Source organism: Rhizobium sp. 01L419, from assembly GCF_056400025.1.
On the sequence record NZ_JBFTSM010000007.1, the window covers coordinates 180,555 to 205,371 of the forward strand.

General features: G+C 61.5%; 25 protein-coding genes and 2 pseudogenes. 11 read left to right on the top strand and 16 right to left on the bottom strand.

Annotated elements, in window-relative coordinates; translation table 11 throughout:
* Positions 1 to 48 precede the first annotated feature (48 nt).
* On the bottom strand, positions 49 to 801 hold the full coding sequence (locus AC1DUP_RS15960) for an SDR family oxidoreductase (RefSeq protein WP_477833135.1): 753 nt from the start codon (positions 799 to 801) through the stop codon (positions 49 to 51).
* Between the two features lie 120 nt (positions 802 to 921).
* Positions 922 to 1,299 carry a cupin domain-containing protein gene (locus AC1DUP_RS15965; RefSeq protein WP_113311401.1) on the bottom strand — a complete coding sequence of 126 codons (378 nt, stop codon included), beginning with the start codon at positions 1,297 to 1,299 and terminating at the stop codon, positions 922 to 924.
* On the opposite strand from AC1DUP_RS15965, the gene AC1DUP_RS15970 reads away from it, so the two are divergent.
* Positions 1,226 to 1,384, top strand: coding sequence for a hypothetical protein (locus tag AC1DUP_RS15970; RefSeq protein WP_477833246.1), 159 nt, complete (start codon positions 1,226 to 1,228; stop codon positions 1,382 to 1,384). The genes AC1DUP_RS15965 and AC1DUP_RS15970 overlap by 74 nt on opposite strands.
* A 33-nt stretch (positions 1,385 to 1,417) precedes the next feature.
* Here the strand turns inward: AC1DUP_RS15970 and AC1DUP_RS15975 are convergent, their stop codons facing one another.
* Positions 1,418 to 2,173 (bottom strand): SDR family oxidoreductase, encoded by a 756-nt coding sequence (locus AC1DUP_RS15975; protein ID WP_477833136.1) that lies wholly within the window; start codon positions 2,171 to 2,173, stop codon positions 1,418 to 1,420.
* A gap of 296 nt (positions 2,174 to 2,469) precedes the next feature.
* On the opposite strand from AC1DUP_RS15975, the gene AC1DUP_RS15980 reads away from it, so the two are divergent.
* Complete coding sequence (locus AC1DUP_RS15980; protein ID WP_113311357.1) at positions 2,470 to 2,823, top strand: helix-turn-helix domain-containing protein; 354 nt, start codon at positions 2,470 to 2,472, stop codon at positions 2,821 to 2,823.
* A gap of 10 nt (positions 2,824 to 2,833) precedes the next feature.
* Positions 2,834 to 3,310 carry an SRPBCC family protein gene (locus AC1DUP_RS15985; protein ID WP_477833137.1) on the top strand — a complete coding sequence of 159 codons (477 nt, stop codon included), beginning with the start codon at positions 2,834 to 2,836 and terminating at the stop codon, positions 3,308 to 3,310.
* Between the two features lie 107 nt (positions 3,311 to 3,417).
* On the opposite strand, the pseudogene AC1DUP_RS15990 reads toward AC1DUP_RS15985, so the two are convergent.
* Both AC1DUP_RS15990 and AC1DUP_RS15995 read right to left on the bottom strand, forming a co-directional pair.
* A pseudogene (locus AC1DUP_RS15990) lies at positions 3,418 to 3,489 on the bottom strand (endonuclease domain-containing protein); the annotation flags it as partial.
* A 126-nt stretch (positions 3,490 to 3,615) separates the two neighbouring features.
* Positions 3,616 to 4,170, bottom strand: a complete 555-nt coding sequence (locus AC1DUP_RS15995) for an NUDIX hydrolase (RefSeq protein WP_477833138.1) — start codon at positions 4,168 to 4,170, stop codon at positions 3,616 to 3,618.
* A 329-nt stretch (positions 4,171 to 4,499) separates the two neighbouring features.
* Between AC1DUP_RS15995 and AC1DUP_RS16000 the strand changes: the two genes are divergently transcribed.
* A complete protein-coding gene (locus tag AC1DUP_RS16000; RefSeq protein ID WP_477833139.1) occupies positions 4,500 to 5,705 on the top strand; it encodes an MFS transporter in 1,206 nt (401 codons plus the stop codon).
* A 189-nt stretch (positions 5,706 to 5,894) separates the two neighbouring features.
* Here the strand turns inward: AC1DUP_RS16000 and AC1DUP_RS16005 are convergent, their stop codons facing one another.
* The gene (locus tag AC1DUP_RS16005; protein WP_477833140.1) at positions 5,895 to 6,278 is read right to left on the bottom strand and encodes a VOC family protein; all 384 of its coding nucleotides are present in this window, start codon (positions 6,276 to 6,278) and stop codon (positions 5,895 to 5,897) included.
* A gap of 259 nt (positions 6,279 to 6,537) precedes the next feature.
* The gene (locus tag AC1DUP_RS16010) at positions 6,538 to 7,080 is read right to left on the bottom strand and encodes a P-loop NTPase family protein (protein WP_477833141.1); all 543 of its coding nucleotides are present in this window, start codon (positions 7,078 to 7,080) and stop codon (positions 6,538 to 6,540) included.
* A 128-nt stretch (positions 7,081 to 7,208) separates the two neighbouring features.
* On the opposite strand from AC1DUP_RS16010, the gene AC1DUP_RS16015 reads away from it, so the two are divergent.
* The 4 genes from AC1DUP_RS16015 to AC1DUP_RS16030 all read left to right on the top strand — a co-directional run bounded on the left by AC1DUP_RS16015 (position 7,209) and on the right by AC1DUP_RS16030 (position 11,233).
* A complete protein-coding gene (locus tag AC1DUP_RS16015) occupies positions 7,209 to 7,814 on the top strand; it encodes an alpha/beta hydrolase (protein ID WP_477833142.1) in 606 nt (201 codons plus the stop codon).
* A 48-nt stretch (positions 7,815 to 7,862) separates the two neighbouring features.
* A complete protein-coding gene (locus AC1DUP_RS16020; protein WP_113311351.1) occupies positions 7,863 to 8,570 on the top strand; it encodes a DJ-1/PfpI family protein in 708 nt (235 codons plus the stop codon).
* Positions 8,571 to 8,586: 16 nt separating this feature from the next.
* Positions 8,587 to 9,279 carry a molybdate ABC transporter substrate-binding protein gene (locus tag AC1DUP_RS16025; protein WP_477833143.1) on the top strand — a complete coding sequence of 231 codons (693 nt, stop codon included), beginning with the start codon at positions 8,587 to 8,589 and terminating at the stop codon, positions 9,277 to 9,279.
* Positions 9,280 to 9,409: 130 nt separating this feature from the next.
* Positions 9,410 to 11,233 (top strand): adenylate/guanylate cyclase domain-containing protein, encoded by a 1,824-nt coding sequence (locus AC1DUP_RS16030; RefSeq protein ID WP_477833144.1) that lies wholly within the window; start codon positions 9,410 to 9,412, stop codon positions 11,231 to 11,233.
* Between the two features lie 71 nt (positions 11,234 to 11,304).
* Here the strand turns inward: AC1DUP_RS16030 and AC1DUP_RS16035 are convergent, their stop codons facing one another.
* The 5 genes from AC1DUP_RS16035 to AC1DUP_RS16055 form a co-directional block, all read right to left on the bottom strand.
* Positions 11,305 to 12,567, bottom strand: a complete 1,263-nt coding sequence (locus AC1DUP_RS16035; protein ID WP_477833145.1) for a hypothetical protein — start codon at positions 12,565 to 12,567, stop codon at positions 11,305 to 11,307.
* Positions 12,568 to 12,719: 152 nt separating this feature from the next.
* Positions 12,720 to 13,751, bottom strand: coding sequence for a DUF1214 domain-containing protein (locus AC1DUP_RS16040; protein ID WP_477833146.1), 1,032 nt, complete (start codon positions 13,749 to 13,751; stop codon positions 12,720 to 12,722).
* Between the two features lie 13 nt (positions 13,752 to 13,764).
* Entirely contained in the window at positions 13,765 to 15,171 is a 1,407-nt protein-coding gene (locus tag AC1DUP_RS16045; RefSeq protein ID WP_477833147.1) for a DUF1254 domain-containing protein, read from the bottom strand.
* A gap of 137 nt (positions 15,172 to 15,308) precedes the next feature.
* Complete coding sequence (locus tag AC1DUP_RS16050; protein ID WP_477833148.1) at positions 15,309 to 16,376, bottom strand: D-alanine--D-alanine ligase family protein; 1,068 nt, start codon at positions 16,374 to 16,376, stop codon at positions 15,309 to 15,311.
* A 25-nt stretch (positions 16,377 to 16,401) separates the two neighbouring features.
* On the bottom strand, positions 16,402 to 17,022 hold the full coding sequence (locus AC1DUP_RS16055) for a C39 family peptidase (RefSeq protein WP_477833149.1): 621 nt from the start codon (positions 17,020 to 17,022) through the stop codon (positions 16,402 to 16,404).
* Positions 17,023 to 17,156: 134 nt separating this feature from the next.
* Here AC1DUP_RS16055 and pdxR point away from each other — a divergent pair, with 134 nt between their 5' ends.
* Both pdxR and AC1DUP_RS16065 read left to right on the top strand, forming a co-directional pair.
* Positions 17,157 to 18,659, top strand: coding sequence for a MocR-like pyridoxine biosynthesis transcription factor PdxR (gene pdxR / locus AC1DUP_RS16060; protein ID WP_477833150.1), 1,503 nt, complete (start codon positions 17,157 to 17,159; stop codon positions 18,657 to 18,659).
* 473 nt (positions 18,660 to 19,132) lie between these two features.
* Positions 19,133 to 19,591 carry an NUDIX hydrolase gene (locus tag AC1DUP_RS16065; protein WP_477833151.1) on the top strand — a complete coding sequence of 153 codons (459 nt, stop codon included), beginning with the start codon at positions 19,133 to 19,135 and terminating at the stop codon, positions 19,589 to 19,591.
* Positions 19,592 to 19,609: 18 nt separating this feature from the next.
* Here the strand turns inward: AC1DUP_RS16065 and AC1DUP_RS16070 are convergent, their stop codons facing one another.
* Both AC1DUP_RS16070 and AC1DUP_RS16075 read right to left on the bottom strand, forming a co-directional pair.
* Positions 19,610 to 21,997 (bottom strand): autotransporter family protein, encoded by a 2,388-nt coding sequence (locus AC1DUP_RS16070; RefSeq protein WP_477833152.1) that lies wholly within the window; start codon positions 21,995 to 21,997, stop codon positions 19,610 to 19,612.
* 471 nt (positions 21,998 to 22,468) lie between these two features.
* Positions 22,469 to 22,770 (bottom strand): annotated as a pseudogene (locus AC1DUP_RS16075) (antibiotic biosynthesis monooxygenase).
* On the opposite strand from AC1DUP_RS16075, the gene AC1DUP_RS16080 reads away from it, so the two are divergent.
* Positions 22,699 to 22,908: a hypothetical protein gene (locus AC1DUP_RS16080; RefSeq protein ID WP_162765556.1), complete on the top strand. Its 210-nt coding sequence runs from the start codon at positions 22,699 to 22,701 to the stop codon at positions 22,906 to 22,908. The pseudogene AC1DUP_RS16075 and the gene AC1DUP_RS16080 overlap by 72 nt on opposite strands.
* Here the strand turns inward: AC1DUP_RS16080 and AC1DUP_RS16085 are convergent.
* Positions 22,891 to 23,781 (bottom strand): alpha/beta fold hydrolase, encoded by an 891-nt coding sequence (locus AC1DUP_RS16085; RefSeq protein WP_477833153.1) that lies wholly within the window; start codon positions 23,779 to 23,781, stop codon positions 22,891 to 22,893. The genes AC1DUP_RS16080 and AC1DUP_RS16085 overlap by 18 nt on opposite strands.
* 173 nt (positions 23,782 to 23,954) lie before the next feature.
* The gene (locus AC1DUP_RS16090) at positions 23,955 to 24,791 is read right to left on the bottom strand and encodes a helix-turn-helix domain-containing protein (protein ID WP_477833154.1); all 837 of its coding nucleotides are present in this window, start codon (positions 24,789 to 24,791) and stop codon (positions 23,955 to 23,957) included.
* Between the last annotated feature and the right edge of the window lie 26 nt (positions 24,792 to 24,817).

The following is a 24,817-nucleotide window of genomic DNA, read 5'->3' on the forward strand; positions in this document are numbered from 1 at the left end:
TCGCATGTCGTTATCGCAAAACCGCCGCACACTTTTGCGCGACATGCTTTAGCTGGCCATAGCCCGGTTCAGCCAGTCTTCGAAACGCATGGGACCAACATGGGCGGGGTGAGGCGGCAGCAATGTGTCGTCGTTCAGTTCGACGCCATAGTAGCGCGCGGTCTCGTCGGTGATCACCGGGCGCATGTCTTCGTTTGCTGCGACGAGCATGCGGGCGATTTCATCGAGGGCGAACTGCTCCGGCCCCGCTATTTCCACCGTATCGTTTGCCGGGGGTTCCAATACCAACCGGGTGAGCACCTCCGCGACGTCGTCGGCAGCAATGGGCCGCACGGAGGCGGAAGGAAGCCGGATACCGTCATCGTCTGACGCCATGTCGATCACGCCGCTGATGAACTCGAAGAATTGCGTCGAGTGGACAATCGTATAGGGCCGCCGGGCCGCCTTGATCAGGTTCTCCTGCACCATCTTTGCGCGGAAATAGTCGCTCTCGACGAGGCGAGGGGTCCCGACGATCGACAGGGCGAGATAGTGGCCGACCCCTGCATCTGCAGAGGCGGCCAGGAGATTTCGGGTTGACGTCCTGAAGAACTCCAACGCGGAATTGTCTCCGAAGGATGCCGCGTTGGTGACGTCGATGACGGTGTCCGCTCCCGCCAGCGAAGTCCTGAGGCCTTCCCTCGTCACGCTGTTCACTCCGAAAGTGGGGGATGCAAGGACGACTTCGGCCCCCGCCTGGCGGAGGCTTTCAACGAGGCGCGTTCCGATGCGCCCGCTCGCTCCCATGACCGTTACTTTCATCGATCCGCTCCGTGTTTTCGTTCCCGCCCTGCATCGCAACGATCAAAAAAGCCCTGATAATGCCGGCACTGGTTGGGCCGGCACCACAAAGCTTCGTCATCGGCGCCTGGAGGCCTGATGTCATTTCACAGGCATCACCACCGGAGCGCCCTTTTTCTTGACCAGCAGGACGATGAACTTCGCCGGTTTCGTCTTGCTCGCGTTGCGGCTGATCAGGTGAATGTCGGAAGGGCTCTCGTAGAACGTATCGCCTGGAGAGAGGGTGACTTCCTTTTCTCCCTTGACCTGCATCACGATCGAGCCCTCCAGAACGTAGACGAACGCGTCGGCCTCGTGCTTGTGAACCGGCGAGGAGCCTCCCGGCCCGTATTCGACCGAAATCATGAGCCCTTCCTTGCCCGGATAGTCGGGGAGGTTTTTGCTCATGAGCGATGTTACTTTTGCAGTGTCTTCGGCGGCGGCAGCCACAGTGGCGGAGAGACAGATGCTGGCTGACACCAGCAATGCGGATAGGGCAAAATTCATTGGCGTAACCCTCTTCGTTGCCGTTGCGAAAATGCGTTTCGAGCCTGCAAGCCATTGAAGATCGCGTGGCCCGGTTGCCGGGAGCCTCACGCTACCTGGACTGTGCAGACAGGCGAAACCAGTCTGCAAAACCGATCTTGCCGAGCCTCGCACCCTCGCCGGGCACGAGCGAGCGATCATCGAGCTCAGCCCCGAAATAGCGCGCGTGAACATCCGCCTCGACCGTGCGCGGATCATTGATCGCCTTCAGATAACGGCCGATGATCTCGTTCATGGGGAAGCGCTCCGGCCCCGCAATTTCGATCATCCCGTTGATCGGCCTTGCAAGCGCAACGTCCGCCACGATGTCGGCAACGTCATCAGACGCTATGGGTTGGAACGCTGCAGGAGAGAGCCGGGCGACAGTCCCGACGGTCGCCTCGTCGGCGATACCCTTCAAGAATTCCATGAACTGGGTCGAATGAATGATCGTGTACGGGATCGACGATCCCTTGATGAGCCTTTCCTGGGCAAGCTTGGCCCTGAAATAGCCGTTCTCCGGCAGCCGTTCCGATCCGACGATGGACAGGGCGATATGATGTTTTACGCCGGCATCGCGTTCTGCGGCGAGCAGATTGCGGCCCGATGTTTCGAAGAAGTCCAGGACCGCCTGATCTTCCCAGGACGGTGAGTTTGCAAGATCGACGACCACTTCGGCCCCGGCCAGCGCGCTCACCAGTCCTTCCCCGGAAATGGTATTGACGCCGGTTTTCGGGGATGCGGCCAGCACCTCGTGGCCCTTGTCGCGCAGGCGCGCTGCGGTCTTCGATCCGATGAGGCCGGTGCCTCCGATAAGGACGATTTTCATAACGCGTTCTCCTCCCGCGACCCTCTTGGGCCGGAGTTCCAGGTTACGATCGCGAAAGCCGACACAGCTGCGAGAAATTCCATGCTTGGATTAAGTGAAACACATCGACTGTCGTCGCCACGGTCGGCTTCGGCCGAGGGGCGATCTCGCATCGCGGGGGTATATTGTTCCCATATGAGATCAGGGGCAACCGGAATTGGCGAAATGCGGGATCGGTTTTGAGGGGAGGCGGCCACCGGCGCAGCCCGGTTGGTTCCCTTGCATGCCGCCCATCCGTGTGTTAGATACTGAACCGAATGGTTCAGTATGCAAAAGCCCATCTCGATGCCTCGTTCGCCGCGCTCTCGGACGCCACCCGGCGCGGTATTCTGGAGCAGCTCGGGCGCGCTGACGCTTCGATCACGGACCTTGCCGAGACGTTCCAGATGACGTTGACGGGCATGAAGAAGCATGTCGGCGTCCTGGAACAGGCGGGGTTCGTCACCACCGAGAAGATCGGGCGCGTGCGGACCTGCAGGCTCGGCCTGCGCCGGCTGGAGGAAGAGGCGGCATGGATCGAGGCGTATCGCCAGCTCTGGGACGCGCGCTTCGACGAGTTGGACAAGGTTGTCGAGGAACTGAAACGGAAGGAGAAGGTCGATGGAGAGTAAGCCTACCCCCATGAAGAACCCCACGACGGTGGAACGGACGTCCGAGCGCGAGCTCGTCGTTGTCAGAACCTTCAACGGCCCGGCACATATCGTGTTTCAAGCGTGGACCAAGCCCGAGCTGTTCATGCGGTGGTGGGCGCCGAAGTCTATGGGCGTGCCCATGCTTTCCTGCGACATGGATGTTCGTGTCGGAGGCGGCTACCGTATTGCGTTTGGCCACGATGCCTCGAGCGCCATGGAATTCTTCGGCAAGTATCTCGAAGTGATACCGAACGCGCGCCTGGTCTGGACGAATGAGGAAAGCGATGACGCTGCCATCACCACGGTGACTTTCGAGGAAAAAGACGGCAAGACGCTGCTGGTGCTGCATGAACTCTATCCCTCGAAGGAAGCGTTCGACGCCAACTCCGGGGCGGAGGGCGGGATGCCCGAACAGTTCGATCAACTGGACGAGCTTCTCGTCACGCTCGTCGCGGGAGGATCCTGACGTCGCCGATCTCGCGGACGGCCGGCTAGCTCTCTGTTTCCGAAGCTCCGCCCAGGGTCGAGCCACGTGTCTCGACCCGTCCTTCGGACCCCACAGGTAAGGAGGGTTTTGAGAAGGTCCGTTGCGCCCGGAGCCCCCTCATCCGCCCTTCGGGCACCTTCTCCCCGAGGGGAGAAGGGGATGCCGCGCCGTTTCGGCACTCTTAAAGGCGTCGTATGCCAAGTCCCCTCTACCCAGCGGGGAGAGGGTTAGGGTGAGGGGGCCACCCACTCCGGAGCCGCCTAGCCGTTCGTTGGAGCCAGTCGTTACCTCAGCCGTCCGGCAGCCCGGAGCGCCAGAAGAATAGACGACACGTGAAGAGCCTGCCCGATCAGGCCGGCCTGCAACCCGTCCAGCACCTCCGGTATGGGAAGGGCATGAACGGTCAGGCCTTCTTCGCCGGCATCGAGGCGTTGCTGGTGCCTGCGCTCGGCGCCGGTTGCGAGATAGGTGTGAAGACGGTTCGTGTGAGAGGCCGGGTTCGGATAAAGGCTGCTGATCAATTGCCAGTCCTGGGCAATGTACCCGGTCTCTTCCTCCAGTTCGCGACGGGCTGCCTTTTCGCTATCTACGTCCCGCTCGTCGAGGCCGCCTCCCGGTATTTCCAGGAAGAATCTGCCCGCCGCATGCCGATATTGGCGAACGAGCAAAAGGCGGTCATCCGGGGTGATCGCAACGATATTGACCCAATCGGGATAGGACATCACGTAATAGGGAGAAATCGTCACTCCATCAGGCGTCAGGCAGTCGTCGGCGCGTAGATTCAGCCACCGATCCTGCAGGATCGTTCTGGATTCGAGCACCTTCCAGCCATCGTCCATTCAAAAATCCCCTGTTTTCGAGCTCCCGGATTTTCGAACACTACGCCGTGAACCCATAAAACGCGAATGGCCGAGATGGGGTGGGGTTGCTGTCCGCTTCGGATGAGGAACGGTGGAGAGCCGACGGGCCGTCAAAAGATAAAGATGTGCCGAAACAGCCTTGCCACGGGAACTGACCAGGCGGCCGCAGTTCTTTGACGCGTCGGACAAGCCGGTTGCGTCGCCAAGCCATTCATGCAACGCTGATAATCAGCAACGGAGGGGTGGCATGGCAGGTCTGTAACTCAAAGCGTTTGACGATCCGAACTCTTTGATGCCGGCAGGTCTACATGCATTCTTCATCCTTCGCCTCGTGCTTTCGAGGCAATATTGCAGCGCTTCATGCGATAGCCTTTTTCGGCGCACTGTATTTCTACCATCCTATCGCCACTCTCTATTACCAGGGACGAGGATTGGACTTCGTCCAGATCAACTCGCTCTGGGCAGTAGTCGTCATCACCATGGCGGTTTCGGAGGTTCCATCCGGTATCCTGGCTGATCGGATCGGGCGCAAATGGGCCATCGTTCTGGCGTTGGCGCTGCAGCTATCTGGCGAGATCGTTTTCGTTTATGCGGACGTCTATCCGCTCTTCGTCGCCAGCGCGGTCCTCGGAGGCGTCGGGTTCGCCTTCTCCTCCGGCTGCCTCGAGTCGATCATGTACGATACGCTCAGGCAGCGTAACCAGGAAGGCTCAATGCAAAGGGTCATGGGGCAGAACGGCGCCTCAGCGCAGTTGGCGATGATTGCCGGCGCAGTGGTAGGCGGGCATATCGCCCGCGATCTGACCATGAACAGCTATATCTACCTGATTGTCATGACCATCGGCTCTGTCGCCATCGCTCTCGTTGTTTCGTTGCTTCTACGGGAGCCTGAAGACGACATTGCGCGCGAGGAAGAGGGCGCATTTGCAATCCTGTCCAGTGGTCTGTTCCTCCTGTACAGCAACCGCAAACTCCGGCGGATCGTTGCATTGTCGGTCCTCGCCAATCCGTTGACGGCCTATCTTATCACCTTCTATCAGCCTCACCTGCTGGCCGCCGGTGTTGGTGCGGACTGGCTGGGATTGAGTCTGGCGCTGGGATCCTTGCTGGGCGCGGCCAGCAGTCACTTCGCCCATGTCCTGGAGCGCATCCTGGGCATCCGTTGGGCGCTGTTCACTGCGACATTGCTGCCCGGTCTGCTATACATCGCACTGGCCTTCAGCAGCTCTTCGTGGCCTGCGGTATTGACCTTCGTAGCGACCTTCGGGGCCGCCACGTTGCAACGTCCCATTTTCTCGGATTACATCAATCGCCATATCGACAGCAGCAGAAGAACGACTGTGCTGTCCATCATCAGTATGTTGAGCGGTGCTTATGTTGCCGCCATGGGCATGGTCACGGGCGCGCTGGCCGAAATCAGCTTGCCGCTTACCTTCGCGACAATAGGTGTGATCACCATCGGCGCGTCATTCCTCCTCAGGATTGATGCACGGCATGTGCCTTTGAAAGAGTAAGCGAGGCGGCACGCCTTCGACTTCTCTGGAATGGCCGCTATCGGGATCTTACTAGCAGTAGAGATCGACGGCGAATGAACACTCATCGTCTTTCGGTTCCGGATCGTTGGCTACGGCTATGCCCACCATCGACGAAAGGCCAGCGCGCGTATTCCCGCCACTCGCTCCCCGACACTTGCACTCCCCAAGCTACTTTTGGGGCGGCTCGAACAATTCGATGGGATTGCCCGCGGGGTCGTCTACGAGGATCTGCCTGCCGCCTATCCCCGGCACGATGTCGTTGCGAAATCTGGCGCCTGATGTGCGCAGGCGTTCGACCTCGGCTTCGATATTGTCGACCTCTATCTGGATCCGGTTCCAGCCGCCGGGTGCAGGCCGGCGCCCATCCGGCATGGGCTGGGACGCGCCGCCCGGTCCCGTCGTTGCGTTCACCAGCAGGCGAAGATCGCCTCTGGTCAGCATGGCGAAGCTCGGAGCCGGATGCATGGCGAGCGTAAAGCCGAGCGACTGCGTATAGAATGCAATCGCTGCATCGACGTCGTCGACAATGTAACGAACGCTGACAGTAGCCATATCAATTCCTCCTTCAGGTCGTTGCTCCCTCATGAATTGATTTCGCCGGAGCCTTCGCGAAACGGCACTCCGGCCATCTTCAGACCTGCCACGACATAGGGTGTGGCCTTGTCTATCCGGCGATATGTTCGGCCACTCGCTCGGTTCGCGAGGCGAGATGAACTTTCCTCTTCATGGAGTGCAGAACCGGATATAGCGTCCCGGCCGGGACCTTGTAGGCGTGTTGAATGTTCGATGCCGATGGGCGGACGATGCCTGGTCACTCCCCGGTGATATCGCCTGGAATCCTGTGGTTCAGGCTCTCCAGATACGAGCCGATTTCAGCCCGGTTCGTGAGGATGATCTTCGGCCCGTCAAAGGCCCCGAACAATCGCGCATGCGCCGCATAGCAGGTGGAGTTATTGCGCAGACGGTATTCTCCGATCCATTTGATCAGCTCTTCGAAAGCCTCTTCGCTCTCACCGCCCTGAATGCCTCTGGTCCTGACATTGGCGATACATTCGTCTTCCGGCAGATCGATCCAGACAAGGGATGTCGCCCGGTTCAGGACGACGTTTGCCAGCCAGCCGTAAACGCCCTCCATCAACCAGATGTCGGCTTTGGCTGCGTCGACCACTTCGTTGGCGACAAGCTGATTGTCCCGCGCGATGCCGTAATAGCCCGGAGCCCAGCGCAGATCATCGAGATGAATGACCGGACGCTCAAGCAAGGTTCCGAGCTTGCGAGCAAGCCATGTCTTTCCGGTTCCGCCATTTCCGAAGATCAGGATCCGGTGGAGGTCTGCAGGTAGCTCTTTGTTCAACGGGTTGCTCCTGTGCTCTTGCGCACGCATTGACTTTGGCCGCGGCCCGCCACCATGTCTACCTCCGCCGATATTTTCGGATTCCTTGCCTCCGTCATGACCGCGGTCGACTTGATCGGAACGACCTGATGTTTGCACTTCTCGGCCTTCACGGGTCGTCCGGCCACCCCGCCTTCATCCGGAGTTTTATTGAAAAACTCGCGCCTGATGTTTCGTCTATCTGTCCAGAGGGGACTTTCCCCGATGGCGACGGTTTCACATTTTTCAAACGCCGCCCGGATTTCAGCATACCCGAGGAAGAGCTTCTGGACCTTGCGAGAGACAGCGTGTCCCCCGCCGGCTTCGTTTGCGCATCCGGCAGTGAGACGATGCTCGCTGTCGGATATTCCAGCGGGGCGATTTTTGCCACGGCTCTGCTTGCCGTTGCGCCGCACCTGTTCGTCGGTGCGATCCTGCTGCGCCCGCAGGTGATCTCGGAGGGTTTCGCCTTTCCGGATCTATCGGCAAAGCCGATGCTCATCCTGTCGGGCCTCAACGACAGCAGGCGCCAGCCGCATCATGCCCTGCAGCTTGCGGAGCAGCTTTCCGCGGCCAATGCCGATGTCAGCCATCATGCGCTGGAGGCCGGACACGGCCTCGCACCCGATGATGCCGACCTCACTTTGGCAGCGTCCTGGATGGCGGCAAGTTTCACGAGCCTGCTGTCGCCCATTGCAGCCATCGGCCGCAAGTGAGATGATTTCGCCCAGGCTTCGCATGCATCATTTCGGAGGAGATGTGGCATGGCTGATTTCAACCTTGGTTTCGTGATCTTTCCCGGCATCACGCAGCTCGATTTCACCGGGCCGTTCGAAGTGCTGAGCAGGCTCTCGACGCCGCCTTCGCTCTCGGCGCCTTCGAGGTTTCCCGGCGCCAGGACGCATGTCATCGCCAGAAGCCTGCAGCCGGTGCCAAGCGATCGGGGCCTGAGCTTCCTGCCGACCGAAACATTCGAGACCTGCCCGGCGCTGGACCTGATCTGCGTGCCCGGCGGGGCAGGGGTCGTCGAGGCGCTTGGCGATGCCGAGACGGTGGATTTCATCGGCCATCAGGGCAGGCAGGCGCAATATGCGACCTCGGTCTGCACCGGCGCATTTCTGCTGGGTGCCAGCGGTCTGCTCAGGGGTCGGCGGGCGGCGACGCATTGGGCCTATACCGACCTGCTTCCCCTGGTGGGCGCCACCCATGAAAAGGCGCGCATCGTGCGCGACGGCAATATCATCACCTCGGGCGGGGTGACGGCGGGCATCGACTTCGCCTTTTCCATCGTTGCAGAACTTGCCGGCGCCGATGTGGCGCGGGCGATCCAGCTCGGCATCGAATATGATCCGTCGCCGCCCTTCAATGCCGGCCATCCGGACAAGGCAGGCGAGGCGGCGAAGGCGCTGATGCTGCAGCGAAATGATGCGGCGCATAGCGGAATGCGGGCGGCATTGGAGCGGCTGGGTTGAAAAGGGAGGCTCGGCCATGAGCGGGGAGATACGGCTTTTCAGCGCCATTGCGGTTCGGCCCGCCGTCCTTGCTCTCCTTCCCCGGTTCGAAGCGGCCACGGGATTGAAGGTGGCGGTCAAATGGGCGCTCAATCCGGCGATCAGGAAAGAGATCGAGGCGGGCGAAGCTTTCGATCTCGTCATCACCAATCCGGATCATGTCGAGGATTTGACAGCGCTCGGCAAGATCAGGGCGGGAAGCCAGGTCGCCTTCGGGCGGATAGCGATGGGAGTGGCGGTCCGATCGGGCACCCGTGCGCCCGAGATCGGCTCGGTGGAAGCCTTCAAACATGCCCTTACGGCTGCCCGGTCGATCGCCTATGCCAGTGACGGAACCAGCGGCGCCTATTTCACCGGCCTGCTGAAGCGGCTCGGAATGGACGGTGAGATAGAGCCCAGGCTAGTCGCCATCGAAGGCGGCCGGACGGCGCCGGCTGTCGGACGCGGGGAGGCAGAGCTCGGCGTCGTTCCCGTGACGTCTATCCTTGCCGCTGCGCCCGAGGTCATGCTTGTCGGCCGGTTTCCGGACGAGCTGCAAAGCTATATCGACTTTGCTACCGGCATCAGCACCGATACGACCAATGCCGAAGCCGCCGGAACCCTGTCGGAATTTCTGGCGTCGGCAGAGGTCGATGACATCCTGACGGCAAAGGGCCTTGAATGCCGCTGAACGATCAAGCTCCTCTGGACAGGCGTTTCCGGGGCACCTTCGCTCGCTTGTCTCCAATGCCGTGATGTGATGGACTGACCCTGGGCAAACCCGGGCTTTCCGCCAGCACTCAACTCACTGGTACGGTTGTATGCGCAAACTGGCTGCCGTTCTCTGTATCGATGTCGCCGGCTACAGCAAGCTGATGGGGCGCGATGAGGCCGGCACGCTCTTGCGCGTCAAGGCGGCCTTTGCGGCATTCGATCCCGCATTGGCGCGTTACCATGGCCGCATCGTCAAGCTGATGGGCGATGGTGCCCTCATCGAGTTCGCGAGCGCAGTCGACGCGGCTGTGTGCGCCATTGCGCTTCAGAGCGCGGCTTCGGCAACTGATCCGACGCTTCGCTTCCGCATGGGCCTCAATCTGGGCGATGTAATCGTCGATGACGGCGATCTCTTCGGGGAGGGCGTCAATATCGCAGCGCGGCTGCAGGCCCTAGCCCAGCCGGGCGGTATCGTGCTCTCCGAAACGGTGCGTGAACACGTGGCGGGAAAATTGAATGTCGCTCTCGAAGACCTCGGGACGATCTCGCTCAAGAACATCGAGCGCCCCATCCGCGCCTTCGCCATCCAGGGCGAGGCGCCGGCACAGGCTTCCGTCAGCCGCGAGCGGATCGGCATCTGCGTGCTGCCTTTCGCCAATATCGGCGGCGATCCGGAGCAGGATTATTTCAGCGCCGGCGTGACCGAGGATATCATCATCGACCTCAGCAAGCTCTCGGCCCTGACGGTCGTTTCTCGCGCGACTTCTTTCAGCATCAAGGCTCAGAGCGCGCGTGCCATCGCCCAGCAGCTCAATGTCGCCTATGTGCTGGAGGGCAACGTGCGCAAGGCGGGGGAGCGAATCCGCCTCTCCGCCCAATTGATCGACGGGTCGAACGAAACGACCGTCTGGGCCGAGCGCTTCGACCGGGACATCAAGGATGTGCTGGTGCTGCAGTCGGATCTCGCCAAATCCGTCGTCGAGGCACTGAGGCTGCGGCTATTGCCTTCGGAACGCCAGGCGCTGGAGCGCACGGGGCCGACCGATCCCGAGGCGTACAAGCTGTTCCTTCTGGCACGGGAATACAATATCAGCGGCTCGGAGCGACACCTGCCGCTGATCATCCGCCTCTGCCGCCGCGTCTGTGAACTGGAGCCGGGTAACGCACGTGCCTGGGCGCTTCTCGGCGAAACGCTCAATCGCCAGAGGCGCAGCGCCGGCGGCGCCGAGACGGGCGAATTCGAAATCGACCGCGCCCTCGAACTCGATCCCGAACTCGCCAGCGCCCATGCCGGAAAGGCCTTGCTGTTTCTCTACAGGGGACAGTTCGAGGAGGCCGAGCGCCAGAGTGCAATCGCCCTGCAGCTCGACCCCGACGACTACACCGCCAACCTCGCCGCCGGGCGCACCTTCGTCATGCAGCACCGGTTCGACGATGCCATAGGCCATTTCGAGCGGGCGGCAGCACTCGCCCCCGGAGACTACAACGCAGCCGCCATGGTCATCCAGTGCTATCAGGGCAAGGGCGACGAGCCGGCAGCGCTGGATGCCTGCCGCCGCGCGCTGGTACGGATCGAGCGTATCGTGGCCGCCGAGCCCGACCATAGTGGCGCGATCGGGCATGGAGCCGGCATCCTGGCGCTGCTCGGCGATCACGAGCGAGCCCGCGAATGGGCCTCGCGCGCGAGCCTGCTGGAGCCTGACAATATCCAGCTCCAGTCAAACCTCGTCTGTGCCTGGGCGATCAGCGGCGATGCGCAAGCCGCTCTCGATGTGCTGGAACGCATGGCGCTGAAGATGAGCTCGGAACTGCTGGTCTGGATGGAAAACGACAATGACCTGGACAGCCTGCGCCCGCTGCCGCGTTTTTCCGAGATCATGCTCGCGGCGAAGGCGCATCTTCGGGATCAGGTTTCGCCGACTGCGAAATGACCGAAGACCCCGCCCGTCCTGTCGTTGCCGCTTGCCGGATCTCCGACGGGCACGGCGACGATTGCAGCAGGTCAGTTTTCAGGGCATCTCATCCAATAGCGTTTGAAGGCCGCAGGCCCAGTGCCGTAGCTGGGAGCCCGGCTCCATGGGTTCTTCGGAGTTTCAATAAACGTGTCGTCGTCGATCGAAACAAGCGTCACCGGCATTACGAAGGACAATGTCGTTTGGCGGTAGCGCGCAACAGCTGCCTGTTGGAGGCGTTTGGCAGCCAGGTCGTCTTTCTCAGCGGGTGGAACGCGAAAGCGTTCGGGATCCTGTTTCACCTCGACCAGCGGATCATGCAGGGCCACCCGCAACAGTTCACCGTCGCCGGCGAGGCGCAATTCGAACTCATCCTGTGACGCGGGCGCCGGGCGATCCTGCTCGGAAGACGTGTCGGCGACATGCGCGGTCAGGATTGGCAGGGGCTGATGGTCCGGCCGCATCTCGATGCGGCGGATATGGCACAGGTCGGCGAGTGTTTTGTTTCGCACCTCGGGGCGGGCGGGTTCATCGACCAATGTCCAGTTGCCCTGCATCTTGCTGACGAAGGGAACGGACCCATCCGGGGAATATGACAGGAATGCAGCCCGTTGCGCTATCGTCTCCGCTATCGTCTTCACGGTCTGGATATTCTGCTCGGTCCTTGCTGTATCCTCGGGCTCACCCGGGCATCGCACAAGGAAAGTCGGTGTAGTGGAAGTGGCTGGATTGATAAAACCGACCACATCGTCGTTTACCGGAAACACCTCGCCTTGCTGAACGCTGTTTTGCATGACCAGATTGCGCCGCATGCGTGCCACTTCATTGGCTTCGGGATTGTCATAGCCCAGCACATGCATCTCATCCTGAACATTGGAGATCCAAAAGATGGCTGCACCAACAGACAGGCGCAATTCAAATCGCCTTGAGCTGCCCTCCCGGCCCCTCGAACCGTCAAAGATCGGATAGCGTGGATCGGGTTGCTTGAGATTGATGCCATTGAACTTGCACCACGTCTTCAGTTTGCTTGCGGGCAAGCCGTGATCCGGCGGCAATATCGCCCAGTCGCCAGGCAAGGTCTTGATGAGCGTTTTCGGGCTTAAATCCGCGCCGAAATCGAACATCCGCACCAGCGCCTCGGTTGAAGCCTGCACGCGTTCGCCGACGGTTCCGGCAGCGATTGGCGCAGGGGCTGTATCCTGCGCCCGAAGCGGCGATGGTCCGGTCGTGAAGAAGGCGAGTCCCGCCAATATGCCAAGCGTCGTATAACCCAGCTTCGAACCTGGAGATTTGCACTCGATATTTGGCCGCATGCTCTAATCCATCATTGCGATGGTGGCGGGTGTTAACGGCCTGGCATTAACAATTCCCCAGTCGGCTCGTTAAAGTTGGGAATTGTCACAATAATCACATCCACAGGTTAGGGGTTGAGGAGAGGTCTTTCGAGGCGGCGGCATCGCTGCGTTCAATCCACCGGTTGCGGAGCCGGGAATTTCAAGCTTCCGTCCAGTATGGCCTGTTGCGGCCGGTAAAGGCGGACCGTGTAGTTCCAGCCGGCCTCGATCGGCAGGCAGTTGGCAAGCTTGCCGTCGCAGCCGCCGAACTGGATGTCGACGGAACCATCCGCGCCCTTGGCGGCGGTGATATTGTTGACCGAATAGGCGTTGAACGGGTTCTCGACGAAATAACCTGCCGCGTCGTAGCGGCTGATCGACCAGAAACCGTCGACCGGCACGTCACTGGGGACGTGCAGCCTGTAGAGGGTCTTGCCGTCGTTCCTTTCGGGCGTGACGCTCAGATAGGTCGCTTCGCTGTCGGGATTGCCGCCCCAGCCGGCGGCTGTGCCGATGAGGTGATGAACGGGATCGACCTCGCTCTTCTTGCCGAAGGCCTTGTTGAAACTGCCCATGGACGCATTGAGCGCCAGCAGCGCGTTGCGCACGGCATCCTGGCTCGTCTTGTCCCAGACGGGCATGTCCAGCGTACCCGGCCCGCCGGGCTGATCGATCTTGATGGCATCCTGCAGCCTGTGCACCTCGTCGGCATCGCCTGCTCTGGTCGGGTCTATCAACGTGCGCGCGGCGACCAAGACATAACGCGTGCCGACGCCATCCCTGGTGAGCGTGTGGCTGCCGGCGCCATGCGAGACATCGACCACATAGTGATCCTCGTCGATGACCATCAGCGACATGAAGCGTTTGCCGGCATCCGGCATTGATATCGTCACCGGCCCGGCATTGAGATCGAAGACGGCGCTGGAATAGAGCGTATCGCGGTTGCCGCGAATGACCGTCTGATGTTTCACATCGAAGGGCTCGCGGCGGTGGAAAAGCTTTCCGAGCCCGGCTTCCCCGGCCGAGACCGTCATGTACATGTCGGTTTCGGCGCGCGCGAAATTATCCGGCGTGACCTTGATGGCATCGGCGGCGGATGCTGCGCCCGTCATGAGGAGCAGAGCCACCGACGCGGCGGTGAGAATTGTCTTCTTCGCGGTCATAATCTTGAACTCCTCACATCGGTTCGACATCCGCCAGCGTCCAGGCCTTGTCGAACAGGCGCTGCGTTGGCGCATAGAGGCGGAACATCAGTTCGAACTGGCGGCCGGGAATGGTCGGCACCCAGTTCGTTTCCATGCCCTCCGGCGCCTTCGGCCCGAAATAGATGTCCACCGACCCGTCGGCATTCTTCTTGACATCGGCTGCATTGGAGGCGCGGCTGGCGCGATCGGCCCCCTTCAGAAGTGCGTGCGTCTCTCGGTCGTAGACGGTGACAGACCAATATTGCTTTACCGGCACATCGGCCGGCACATGCAGCTTGTAGGCGCGGGCGCCGTCATAGCTCTTGCCGGTCTTGTCCTTGATGTTGATCAGGTAGAACTGGCCGACGCCAAGGCGCTTGATCGCGATATAGGCGTAGGTATAGGCGATGCCGCGCGCATCCACGGCATATTTGTCCGGTTCGGCATAAGTGGTGGACTGACCCTGAACGGCATCGGGCAGGGCCGGCATGGTCCAGTGCGTGCCTTCGAAAAAGGCCGGAAAGCCGGCCTCGTAGCGCGCCTCGAGCCAGGCCCTGGCATCGGCAATGCCTTCCTCCTGGGCTTTGCTCGCTGCGGCATCGGGCGCGTAAGGCTTGCCCCTTTCGATGCCGATCGAGCGCAGCTGGTCGATCATCGCCCGGTCGCGCGGCAGCCATGGCCCGCTCTGGACGACACGGTCGAGCAGCGTGAAGAAGCTCGGGTCGTATTTGATGGTTGAAACGAAATCGGCGTCCTTGACGTCGCGGTAGACGGTCTGCGGTGGCGCCTTTATCGCGGACAGGGGATAGAACCTGACGCGTTTGCCATAGGCGATCGATTTCTCGACATCCGCCTCGCCATGGCTCCTGAGGTTGGAGCGCATCAGGAAATAGCCGGTATTCGTTTCGGCCGCGAGCCGCTGGAACCCCTTGGGCAGCTTGCCCTTGAAGCCGGGCGGGGTGATCACGAACTTGACGCCGGCGCCCTTGTCGATGCCGAGCAGGCCGGCATCTTCCAGCGAGGTCTGCCACAGGGTCACGAAATTGGCGTTGAGCGAGCCGTCGTCGCCGGCTGGCGGAATTTCCACCACGACGGGGCCGCTCTTGCCGAGATCATAGAAGCCCATGGAATAGAGGGTATCTGGATTGGGCGTCAGCGTCTGATTGTGCCAGTCGAGCGGCCGGCCCCAGTAGATGATCTCGCCGGTCTTGCCGCCGGCCGCGATCATCTGATCGTACATGAGCAGGGTGTTGACCGCCGGCATGCCCCAGATCACCGCTTCCGTCGCCCGGCTGCGCGCGAGGCGCTCTTCCACCTCCTGCGCCGCGGAATGATCCTGCGCGGCAGCCACACCCGCCGACAGGAGGCCGATCGTCAATGCAAATACCAGGCGCAACATGTGTCACCTCCGGCCCAGAGTTCCAGGGCCGAAAGGTGCCACGGCTGAAACCGCCGGCGGAAGTACGTAACGGTAAATGCTGGTGTAAATCGGACCGTAAGCGCGGAGCACGTGCTTTCCAGATTCTCGACGTTCTCTCACGCCCCGCGCGCCAGCCCATGCTCCACCAGCCGGTCGATCACCTCCGCATAGGCGACCCCACTCGCCGCCATTGCCTTGGAATACATGCTGATATCGGTAAAACCCGGAATGGTGTTCACCTCGTTGACGACGAAGCGCATGTCTTCCATCAGGAAGAAATCGACGCGGGCCATGCCGTCACAGCCGAGCGCGCGGAAGGCGCGGGCGGCCATGTCGCGGATCCTGGCTTCGACATCAGCGGGAAGCTCGGCGGGCACTTTCAGGGCTGCGCCATTCTCGTCGATATATTTGGCGTTGTAGCTGTAGAAGCCGTGGCTTTCGGCCGGCGCGATCTCGCCGGGGCGGGAGACGAAGAGGCCGCCGTTTACATCCTCCAGCACGCTGCATTCGATCTCGCGCCCAGCGATGAATTCCTCGGCGATGAGCTTGCGGTCGTGGCTGAAAGCTTCAGTGAGGGCGGGGCCGAACTCCTGGCTGCCGGAGACCTTGCGCACACCGACCGAGGAGCCCTGGCGGGCGGGCTTGATGAAGAGCGGCAGGCCGAGCGCGCCTTCCAGCGTTTCCAGTGCCGGTGGCGCCGCCTCATCGAGCGTCACCGAGCGGGCGACGGGCAGGCCGGCCGCCTTCAGGAGCTGCTTGGCGATATCCTTGTCGAGCGCCGTTGCCGAGCCCAGGATGCCGCAGCCGGCAAGCGGCACGCGCGCCACCTGGCAGAGCCCCTGGACCGCGCCGTCTTCCCCATGCAACCCATGCAGCACCGGGAAGACGATATCGATCTTGCCGGCTTCGGCGGCTTTTCCATCCGGTGCGATCGAGAACATCCGCCCGCGCCCGCCGGGCACGAGGCAGAGTTCGGTGCCGGCGTCGGGCCTGTCGAGTTCGCCATTGCTGACGCGGCTTTGCAGCCAGCGTCCATCGCGGGCGACGAAGACGGGCAGGGCGTCATATCGCTCCGGGTCGAGTGCGCGCATCACGTTGGTCGCCGACATGACGGAGACGTCGTGCTCGCTGGAACGTCCGCCGAAAAGCACGGCGATGCGTAGCCTGGATGGGGAAGGGCTCATCAAAATCTCCTGGCGAAAAACAATTTCAGAAGCAGACCGCTATGCCTCTGTTGGCGAAGAAGCGGTCGAACGTGGCAAGCGGCAGGGTGACATCGGCCTGGCTGGCGCGGTCATGGCCGGAGGGATTGTGGAAGCGGACGCTGGCTTCATCGGCCGCCGTCACCAGCACCAGATGGCCACCCTTGCCCGGCGGCTCGCGCTCCGGCCAGCGGATGGCGCTGCTGACCGAGGCGATGAAGAAGCTGTGTCCCGAGAGGATCTCGGGAATGCTTTCCGCCGGCACCTGTGTCCTTACATCGGCGACAAGCCCGAAGCGCTCGCGCACGAAGGTCACGAAGGGCGCATAGATCAGACCCTTGATCGAGGCATCGGCCTCGTTGACGACATAGCCGCCATAGCTGGTGCAGGCGCGCGCCAGCGACAGGATCGGATGCGCCTCGCCGCGGGCGGCCAGGATCATCTTCAGGCAGGCCATGCCGCAGACATTGACCGCCCAGTGTGCATATTCCTCGATCGTCTCGGCGCCGGAATTCTTCCACCTGACATCGCGGTGCAGGGCGGCGGCCCCTTCGGCCAGCACAGGCAGGGTCATCTCGGGCGTTTCCCACTGGCTGAAATAGGGCACGTCTGGCTTCGCTGGGTTCATGTCGTCTCCGTCAGGCACTGCGATTACGAATCCTGCTTGAAAGTGGCTCAATCTAAATGCATTTTCGTGTTGATATGAAGATCCACTTTGCTCATTGCGCGTGAGCCACTTGAATAAGCCATTGGGGAAGTTTGATGACGCTGACGAGAAGACGCGAAGGGCCATCGGCTTCCTTCCGGCCTACGATCGATCCGTCGTCATCAGCGCCGTTGCCGCGCCAGCTTTATCTCTCGCTGCGCAACGCCATAACCGAGCGGCGGTTGACCGGCGGGCAGCGGCTTCCCTCGACACGGCTCGCCTCGGCGGAATGGGCGATCTCGCGCGGCGTCATTGCCGAGGCCTATGAAATCCTGATGTCTGAGGGCTTTGCGGTGGCCCGCCACGGGTCCGGCACCTATATCGCCTCATCCATTCCCGAGAGTGCGGCGCGCATCGATCCCTTGGGTGCAGGCAGCGCGCAGGCGATCCGCCGCGGCGTGTCGGCCGCTGCGACCGCGATCCTCACGCGCGGGCCGAGCCTGGAGCCGCAGAAGGCGCTGCCATTCGTCACCGGCCGCATCGCCCATGACGAGCGCACGGCGCGGCTGCTCCACCGCATTGCCGTCAGGCATATGAACTATGCCTTCGAAGGCTATGGCGATATCCAGGGCGAAAGGGAGCTCAGGGCGGCCATCAGCGCCCATCTCGCCGTCTCGCGCGGCGTGCGCTGCAGCCCGGAGCAGATCTTCATCACGGCGGGAACGCAGCAGGCGCTCGACCTCGCCTTCCGCGTGCTGATGACGCCAGGCGATACGGCCGTCGTCGAGGACCCGTGTTATCCTCCCGCCCGGCAATGCCTGGCGCTGAACGGCATCGATATCGTCGGCCTGCCGGTCGACGCTGATGGCATCGACATGGCACGGCTGTTGGACGGTACCATCCCGCCGCCTGCCGCCTTCTACGTCACGCCCTCCAACCAGTATCCGGTCGGCTCCGTTCTCTCGCTTTCGCGCCGGCTCGGGCTGCTCGCCTATGCAGAGGAGAACGACTGCTGGATCATCGAGGATGATTACGACAGCGAATTCCGCTACCAGGGCCATCCGATCGCCTCGCTGCACGGCCTCGATAAGGCGGGGCGCGTTCTCTACACCGGCACTTTCAGCAAGGCGCTGCTGCCGAGCCTGCGCATCGGCTACCTCGTCATCCCCGCCGATCTCGTGCCCGCCTTCCGCGCCGTGCGCCCCGCCGTCGACCGCTGCCCGCCGAGTTTCCAGCAGCGGGTGATCGCCGATTTTCTGGAGGAGGGCTATTTTCCGGCGCATCTGCGGCGTCTCAGGGAACGGCTGCGGGCGTCGCGCGATATGCTGGCCGGGTTTCTGGGGGAGCGGCTGGCGGAGCATGTGGCTGTGCTGCTGCCGGATCAGGGGATCAATCTCACGGTTCGCAGTAAGGGTGGCTGGGATGATGACACGGCTGTTTCCGCTGCGGCGCTGAAGAAGGGTGTCGTGGTCATGCCGCTATCAAGGATGAATGTGGTTTCGACGGACCGGTCGCGGCTGCTGCTCGGGTTTTCCGGCCTTTCCGAGAAGGAGGCGGATATGGGGACGCGGGTACTTGCGGAGGTTTTCGAGGATGGGACGTTTTTGGCGGGAGGGTGATGGGCGGCAGAACCGGCCGTCTATTAGGGTGGTGGCCCCACCACCTTACCAGGTCAGAAAACGAGCAAGGGAGTGCGTCCGCGGCCCCCTCATCCGCCCTTCGGGCACCTTCTCCCCGATGGGTAGAAGGGGGAGCACGCGGCACGGCTTGCAACGAGAGACGCTTTGAGACGAGCGAGAGGCTTTGCAACGACACCCCTTCGCCCCATCGGGGAGAAGGTGCCCGAAGGGCGGATGAGGGGGCCGCGAGCGCACCGCCTTGTTCGTTTTCTGACTTGACGGAGGAGCGGTGCGGGCAGCCGCCAATACCCCGTCCAGGGAGGCGGCGCATTCTTCGCTTGCAGCATTGCGATGAAAACTATTGGCATCTTTCCGGATGGGGTCACTTCACGCCAGAATTGCCACTGCCCATTGCGGCTATCGGCCTGCTCTTCTAGATTGCGCGCCATTGTTCCCTTGCGTGCAGAGATCCCATGAGTTCCCCCCGTACGAAAATCAATGTGAAGGCTCTTGGTCTCCACTGGCGCAACGGCTGTCTTCTGGCGGCCGAGGTCTATGACAGTAAGGGGCGGGTTGCCGGCGTGCGTCCGCTTGGCGGCAGCGTCGAATTCGGCGAGGGCTCGGAAGCGGCTTTGCGGCGCGAGTTCAGGGAAGAGCTCGGCGTCGAGGTCGAGGTTCTCTCAGGACCGCTTGTCATGGAGAACATGTATGTCTTCGAAGGCGAGAGCGGCCACGAGATCATGTTCGTCTTCAAGATCGGCTTCGTCTCCGATGACTATCAGGGTCAGGATGTGATCACCTTCCAGGAAAGCGATGGAACGTCCGGGCTCGCTCGATGGTATGACCCGAAGACACTTGATCTCGACGGGTCGCCAGGCCTCTATCCAAAAGGCCTGAAAGCGCTGCTGGCGTCCGCTATGCTGGCGGAGTGAGCAAACGCTTTTGCCGATCTACCACTTCACGCGCAGGCCCGCGGTGCCGCTGAGGGCATAGCTGTCGCCAAAATCCTTCAGCGAGGATTTTGCGGCGACTTCGCCATAGAGCGAATAGCGCTCGTCGTTCCAGGTGTAGGAGCCGCCCAGCGTCAGGCCGGCCCAGACGGGGTCGTTCCTGGTCTCGAAACCGGTACCGGAAACATCGACGGCGGTGCCGTCCAGGAACTCGCCGTAGAGGTTGGCGATGCCATAGACCTTCGCCAGTGCCGTCTGGCCGTCGGCCCGCTGCAACGTCTCCTCACGGTCCAGCGCCACGCCGAGCCGGCCGACCAGGCTGTCGCCGTCATCGAGCGATACCCGCGCGCCGAAGCGATCATTGAACGTGTCGAAGTCGACGGAGGAATAGATGAGCTGGGCCTGCGGCGTGATCGACCATGGTCCGGAGGCTGCAAACCGCCGTCCGGTCTCAAGGCTCAGCGCGTAGCCGAAGCCGTTGTTGCCGCTCTCCATGGCGCCGTCGACGAGATCGGATTTGAGGTCGGTGTCATACCAGGTGGCCTGGCTCTGCGCGTCGACATAGAAGCCGTTGTCGCCATACCAGGTCAGTGCCGCGCCAAGCCCGAATCCTGTCGTGTCGATATCGCCATTGCCGTAGAGGGAGTCGATATCGCCGGAGATGGTGCCGTAGTGGACTGTCAGGCCGCCGATCAGCCGGCCGCTTTGGTCCTGATAGAGTTCGCCGTCCAGGCCGCCCTCCAGCTTGAACAGATCGTAATCATAGCTGTCGATGGTCGTGCTGCTGTCAGGCTCGAGGCTCGCATGCATTCCTTCGGCGCGCAGCCAGACATTGTCAGGGCCTTTGGCCGATGATGCTTTGCCATCTTCCGACCGGTAGCGGTCGCCGATGCGCTGCTGCAGCGTGGAAAGCCCGTTCAGGGCGAGCAGGAGTTGCGGATAGGCTTCGTAAAGCGGAACGCCGGGCTGATAGAGTGGCCCTGCGGATGCGCCCGGCGCGGCCGGGTTGACCAATGTCGAGCGAAGATACCAGTCGCCGTCTCCAGGGGTCGCGACACCGTTCTGGTAGAGCCGATAGGCGTATGCACCGCCGACGACGGCCTGATCTCCCCGAAAAACATAGTCGCCGAGGAGCGAAAAGGTGCCGGCCGAGGTGCCGCCGACATCGACGATCCTGATGCCTTCGGAGGTTTGGGCCCCACCGCCACCGAGATTGGTCACCTTGACACTGGTCGTGCCCGAGGTGTTGCCGGTGACGACAAGGCGGTCGGTCGGCGAGGCATCGCCGCCGAGCACGCTTTCGATCGCGAGCGTGCCGCCATTGCCGATATAGTTGCCCGATATCGTCAGCGTTCCGATCGAATTGCCGGGGGAGACCGTGCCCGAGTTCGTCACGTCGCCGAAGATGGTGCCGCTGCCGCCGAGCGTGCCGAAATTGGTGATATCGCCAATGAGGCTCGAAGCGGCGCTGTGGTCGCCGATCAGCAGCGTGCCGTCATAGATCGTCCAATCCGTCGCGGTGGTGGCGACGCCCGTCAGCAGCCAGGTGCCGGTGCCGGTTTTCTCGAAAATGTCGAAGTTCTGGTATTGCGCGGCCGCACCGATCGCGGAGACGTCAAAGCTGTCCGTGCCCGAGCCGCCGAGGCGCAGCGTGTCAGTGGTGGGCGTGACACCAGCAACGACGTTACCTTCGATCACCGACCCGGCCCGGAGCTCAAGCGTGAGTGTGCCCGTCGTCGCCGCAGCTGAGCGCGTGATGGCATTTGCCTGGCCCGCGCCAGCGCGGATTGTGCCGCTATTGATGATGGAGAGATTTGCTGTGGCTCCGTTGCCGACGATGGCGGCCGCGCCCGTTCCGCCCTCGATTGTACCCGTGTTGGTAAGGGTGCCCGCGCGGTAGAGAATCCCTGAGCCACCGACAGTTCCGCTTCCGCCGCGGATCGTTCCGTTGTTGACCAAAGTCGGAGCGGCGCCGGGTCCTCCGAGCTCGAAACCGGACCCGCCGGTGTTACTCACGCTGTTTCCTCCCTGGATCACGCCGTCGTTCGTTGCCGCTGCCCCAAACGTTAGTCGCAAGCCCTGGCCGCCGGCGCCCGCATTCGCGTTGCCGCCCTTGAAAGTTCCCATCAATGTATAGGTTCCACCGCCGTTCCCTTGCAGGGTTATCGTGGTGCCGGTCGTTGCGCCGGTACCATCCGCGCCCGAGAGAACAAAGCCCTGAGTATCGATCGTGATCGGCTTGGTTGCTGCAGCAAGGCTTGTCGGGGCTCCGACGCCTACGTTGCCGGTCAGCCTGATGATAGAACTGGCGTCGCCATCGGCATTCGCGGCTCTGATCTGATCGTCCAGCTCCCCTCTGGTGGCGGCAGTGTATTCCCCCGCGGACACAGGAGTCGGCAGACAGCAGGCAATGGCCAAGGCCGCGATGCTAACGCCCGCCAGAAGATTTCGTTTTCCAACTATGCCCGTAGCGCCGCCGCCCATGTCTGCTCCTCGATGAATTGATTCGAATATGTTCACACGCTTAAAGGATGTGTTTTTCTGCGCTGCTTCGGCCTATCCCGCAAGCGATCGGCGGATCACATGCAAGGCTGGCTGTTCCAAAAGCGACAGATTGTTGCAGGGCGGCAACAGGATCTTCAAATGCGACAGTTTTATAAATCAATACGTTATGGCTTTGGTAACTTCCGGGTAGTCGCGGTCGGGACATGGGCAAGCCGGCGCTGCAGCGCGCCGGAAGCGCTCTCGTAAAGGTTGTGGCAAACCGGAGGGGCGAGTGTGGTCAGCGCCGGCAAAGGGAAGCTTCCTCCGCCGGATTTCTGTCGGCCGGGCGCATTCCGCTCTACCCGGTCATTATGCTCACCCGGCCGTTTCGCGCTTCGGGAGCACGAGATCCGCGGCCGTATAGGTATGGAATTGGCTGCTGGAGACCGTGTCCAGCCGCTTGAACTTTTCGGCGAAACAGTATCGGAAAAGAACTCGCCGACATTGCCGGCTTCCTGGATCGCCTCGATGTTGACGACCGTCAGGCCGTCGCTGCTCTTCGCCAGGCTGCTCCAAAGGAAACCTTCTTTCCGTTCGGCGACGTAATGCACTACGTCCTGGATGATCTCGAAGGCTTCTTGCTGCTTTCCGGGATGGGCATGGATGATGTTGACGATGAAGGTGGTGGGAGCGGGAGCGCCCGCAAAGGCGACGATCGTTTTGGTGGGATACAGTTCTTGAAGCTGGCCGGGCGGATGTTGCCACGCGGTCGCTTTGGGGGGATTGCGTTGAAAAACTCAGGAACGCCGGGATAAGTCGAGGATGGCCTGCGCAAACGCTTTCGGTGCCTCTTGCGGTAAGTTGTGCCCAACGCCAGGAACGATTCGGCGTTCGTAGCTAGCTTTAAAATGCGGCTCATCGCGATCGATCGAGGTGGGAGGATCGACGCCATCGTCCGCACCCTGGAGAACAATCGTCGGAACCGTAATGTCCGGCTGCCTGGCCAAGAGAGCTTCTACTGCTTCGACTTCCGGATCACCGGGGATACCACCAAAGCGATGGCGGTATGAATGGATCACAATGTCCACAAAATCGGGATTGTCGAAGGAAGCGGCTGTTTGCTCGAAGGTTGCCTGGCTGAACGACCATGTAGGCGACCAAATTTTCCAGATGAATCCGCAAACATCAGCGCGATTCTGTTCAAGAGCCCGGCGGCCACGCTCTGAATGAAAGTAATATTGATACCAATAGCGGGCCTCCTCTTCAGGAGGTACTGGCTTTCCGGCTTCGGCGATGTTCTGGATATTATAACCGGTCCCACAACTGACTAAGCCTAGTACCCGTGCCGGCCAAAGTGCGGCCACTATGCACGCCGCTCTGCCTCCCCAATCATAGCCACCGAGCAAGGCTTTTTCGATCGAAAGGGCGTCCATGAGTGAAAGCAGGTCCGCACCTAACGCGGCTTGTTCACCCGAACGCGGCGTTCTCTCTGACCGAAATCTTGTCCCTCCGAAGCCGCGCAGAAATGGGACGATGCAACGATGGCCGTGGCCCGTCAGGATTTCCGTTGTCTCATGATAGGCATGAACATCGTACGGGAAACCATGCAATAGGATGACCGGTGTCCCGTCCGGCGGACCAGTATCGATATAGGCAATATCCAAGGTTCCGGCAGAGACGGTGCGCATTCTGTCCTCCTGGTCTCGAAACAGACAAGAATAACAAAGATTTCTCTTACGCTTGCAGAAACTGAGACTACCCAAATTCGAGGCTGCGACAAAGGTCGATCCTGGCGGATGGCGTTAAAAACCCGCCATCGCTGCCGTTGGATCAATCTCGTGAAGCCGCGGCGTCTGTCGGCTCAGCCAGCGTCATTTCGGCTCATGAAGTCCAGGTATATGCTTTCGCTCTCTTCGTCGGCCGGAAACATCGTTTCGATGCGCATTTCCTCGGCTGCCACCGTCTGCGGCGTTCCGACCGTTGTGATCATGGAGAAGAGGCTGAGGCTATGGCGTTCCGTCCGAAACCTGAGGGGGATCATGGGCAGGGCATCCGAGACCGATCCGGAATGCAGGTCCTGCGGGACATCGGGATAGGCCATGAGCTCCATTATGAGCATCTGCGTGCCTTCGTCGGAAACATGACCGATCGCTTCCCTTCGGGCCCGGGACAGAAGGCTGCGGGCTGTTTCCTCCCAGTGCATCAGGAAGGGCCGCATCCCCTCGGGATCGAACATCAGATGCAGAAGATTGCGAGGCTTCGGTCGCAGCGAAAGATCGATGAAGCGATTGAAGAAGGCGGGGGCCGATCTGTTCGTGTCGATCACATTCCAATACCGATCCATGACGATCGCAGGAAATGGCTCATGCTGCCGCAACATTCGCCCGACCGCGCGATCGATGCTCTGCATGGAAGGGGCGTCGAGCGGTTCGTCGCGGTAGACCGGCGCGTATCCCGCGGCAAGAAAGATGGCATTGCGCTCGCGCAGGGGGATCTGCAGGGCATCGGCGATATCAATGATCATCTGCCGGCTCGGTGTCGATCTTCCGGTTTCGACGAAGCTCACATGCTTTTGCGAGATGCCCGTATCCAGCGCGAGTTCCAGCTGCGGCTTGCTCCGGATTTCTCGCCATTGGCGCAACAGCGCGCCTGATGTCGTCGGATGGGAAGGCCGTGGGGCATGAAAGGCTCTGGTCATGGGGTCCGCTGGATCGTGGGAGAGGC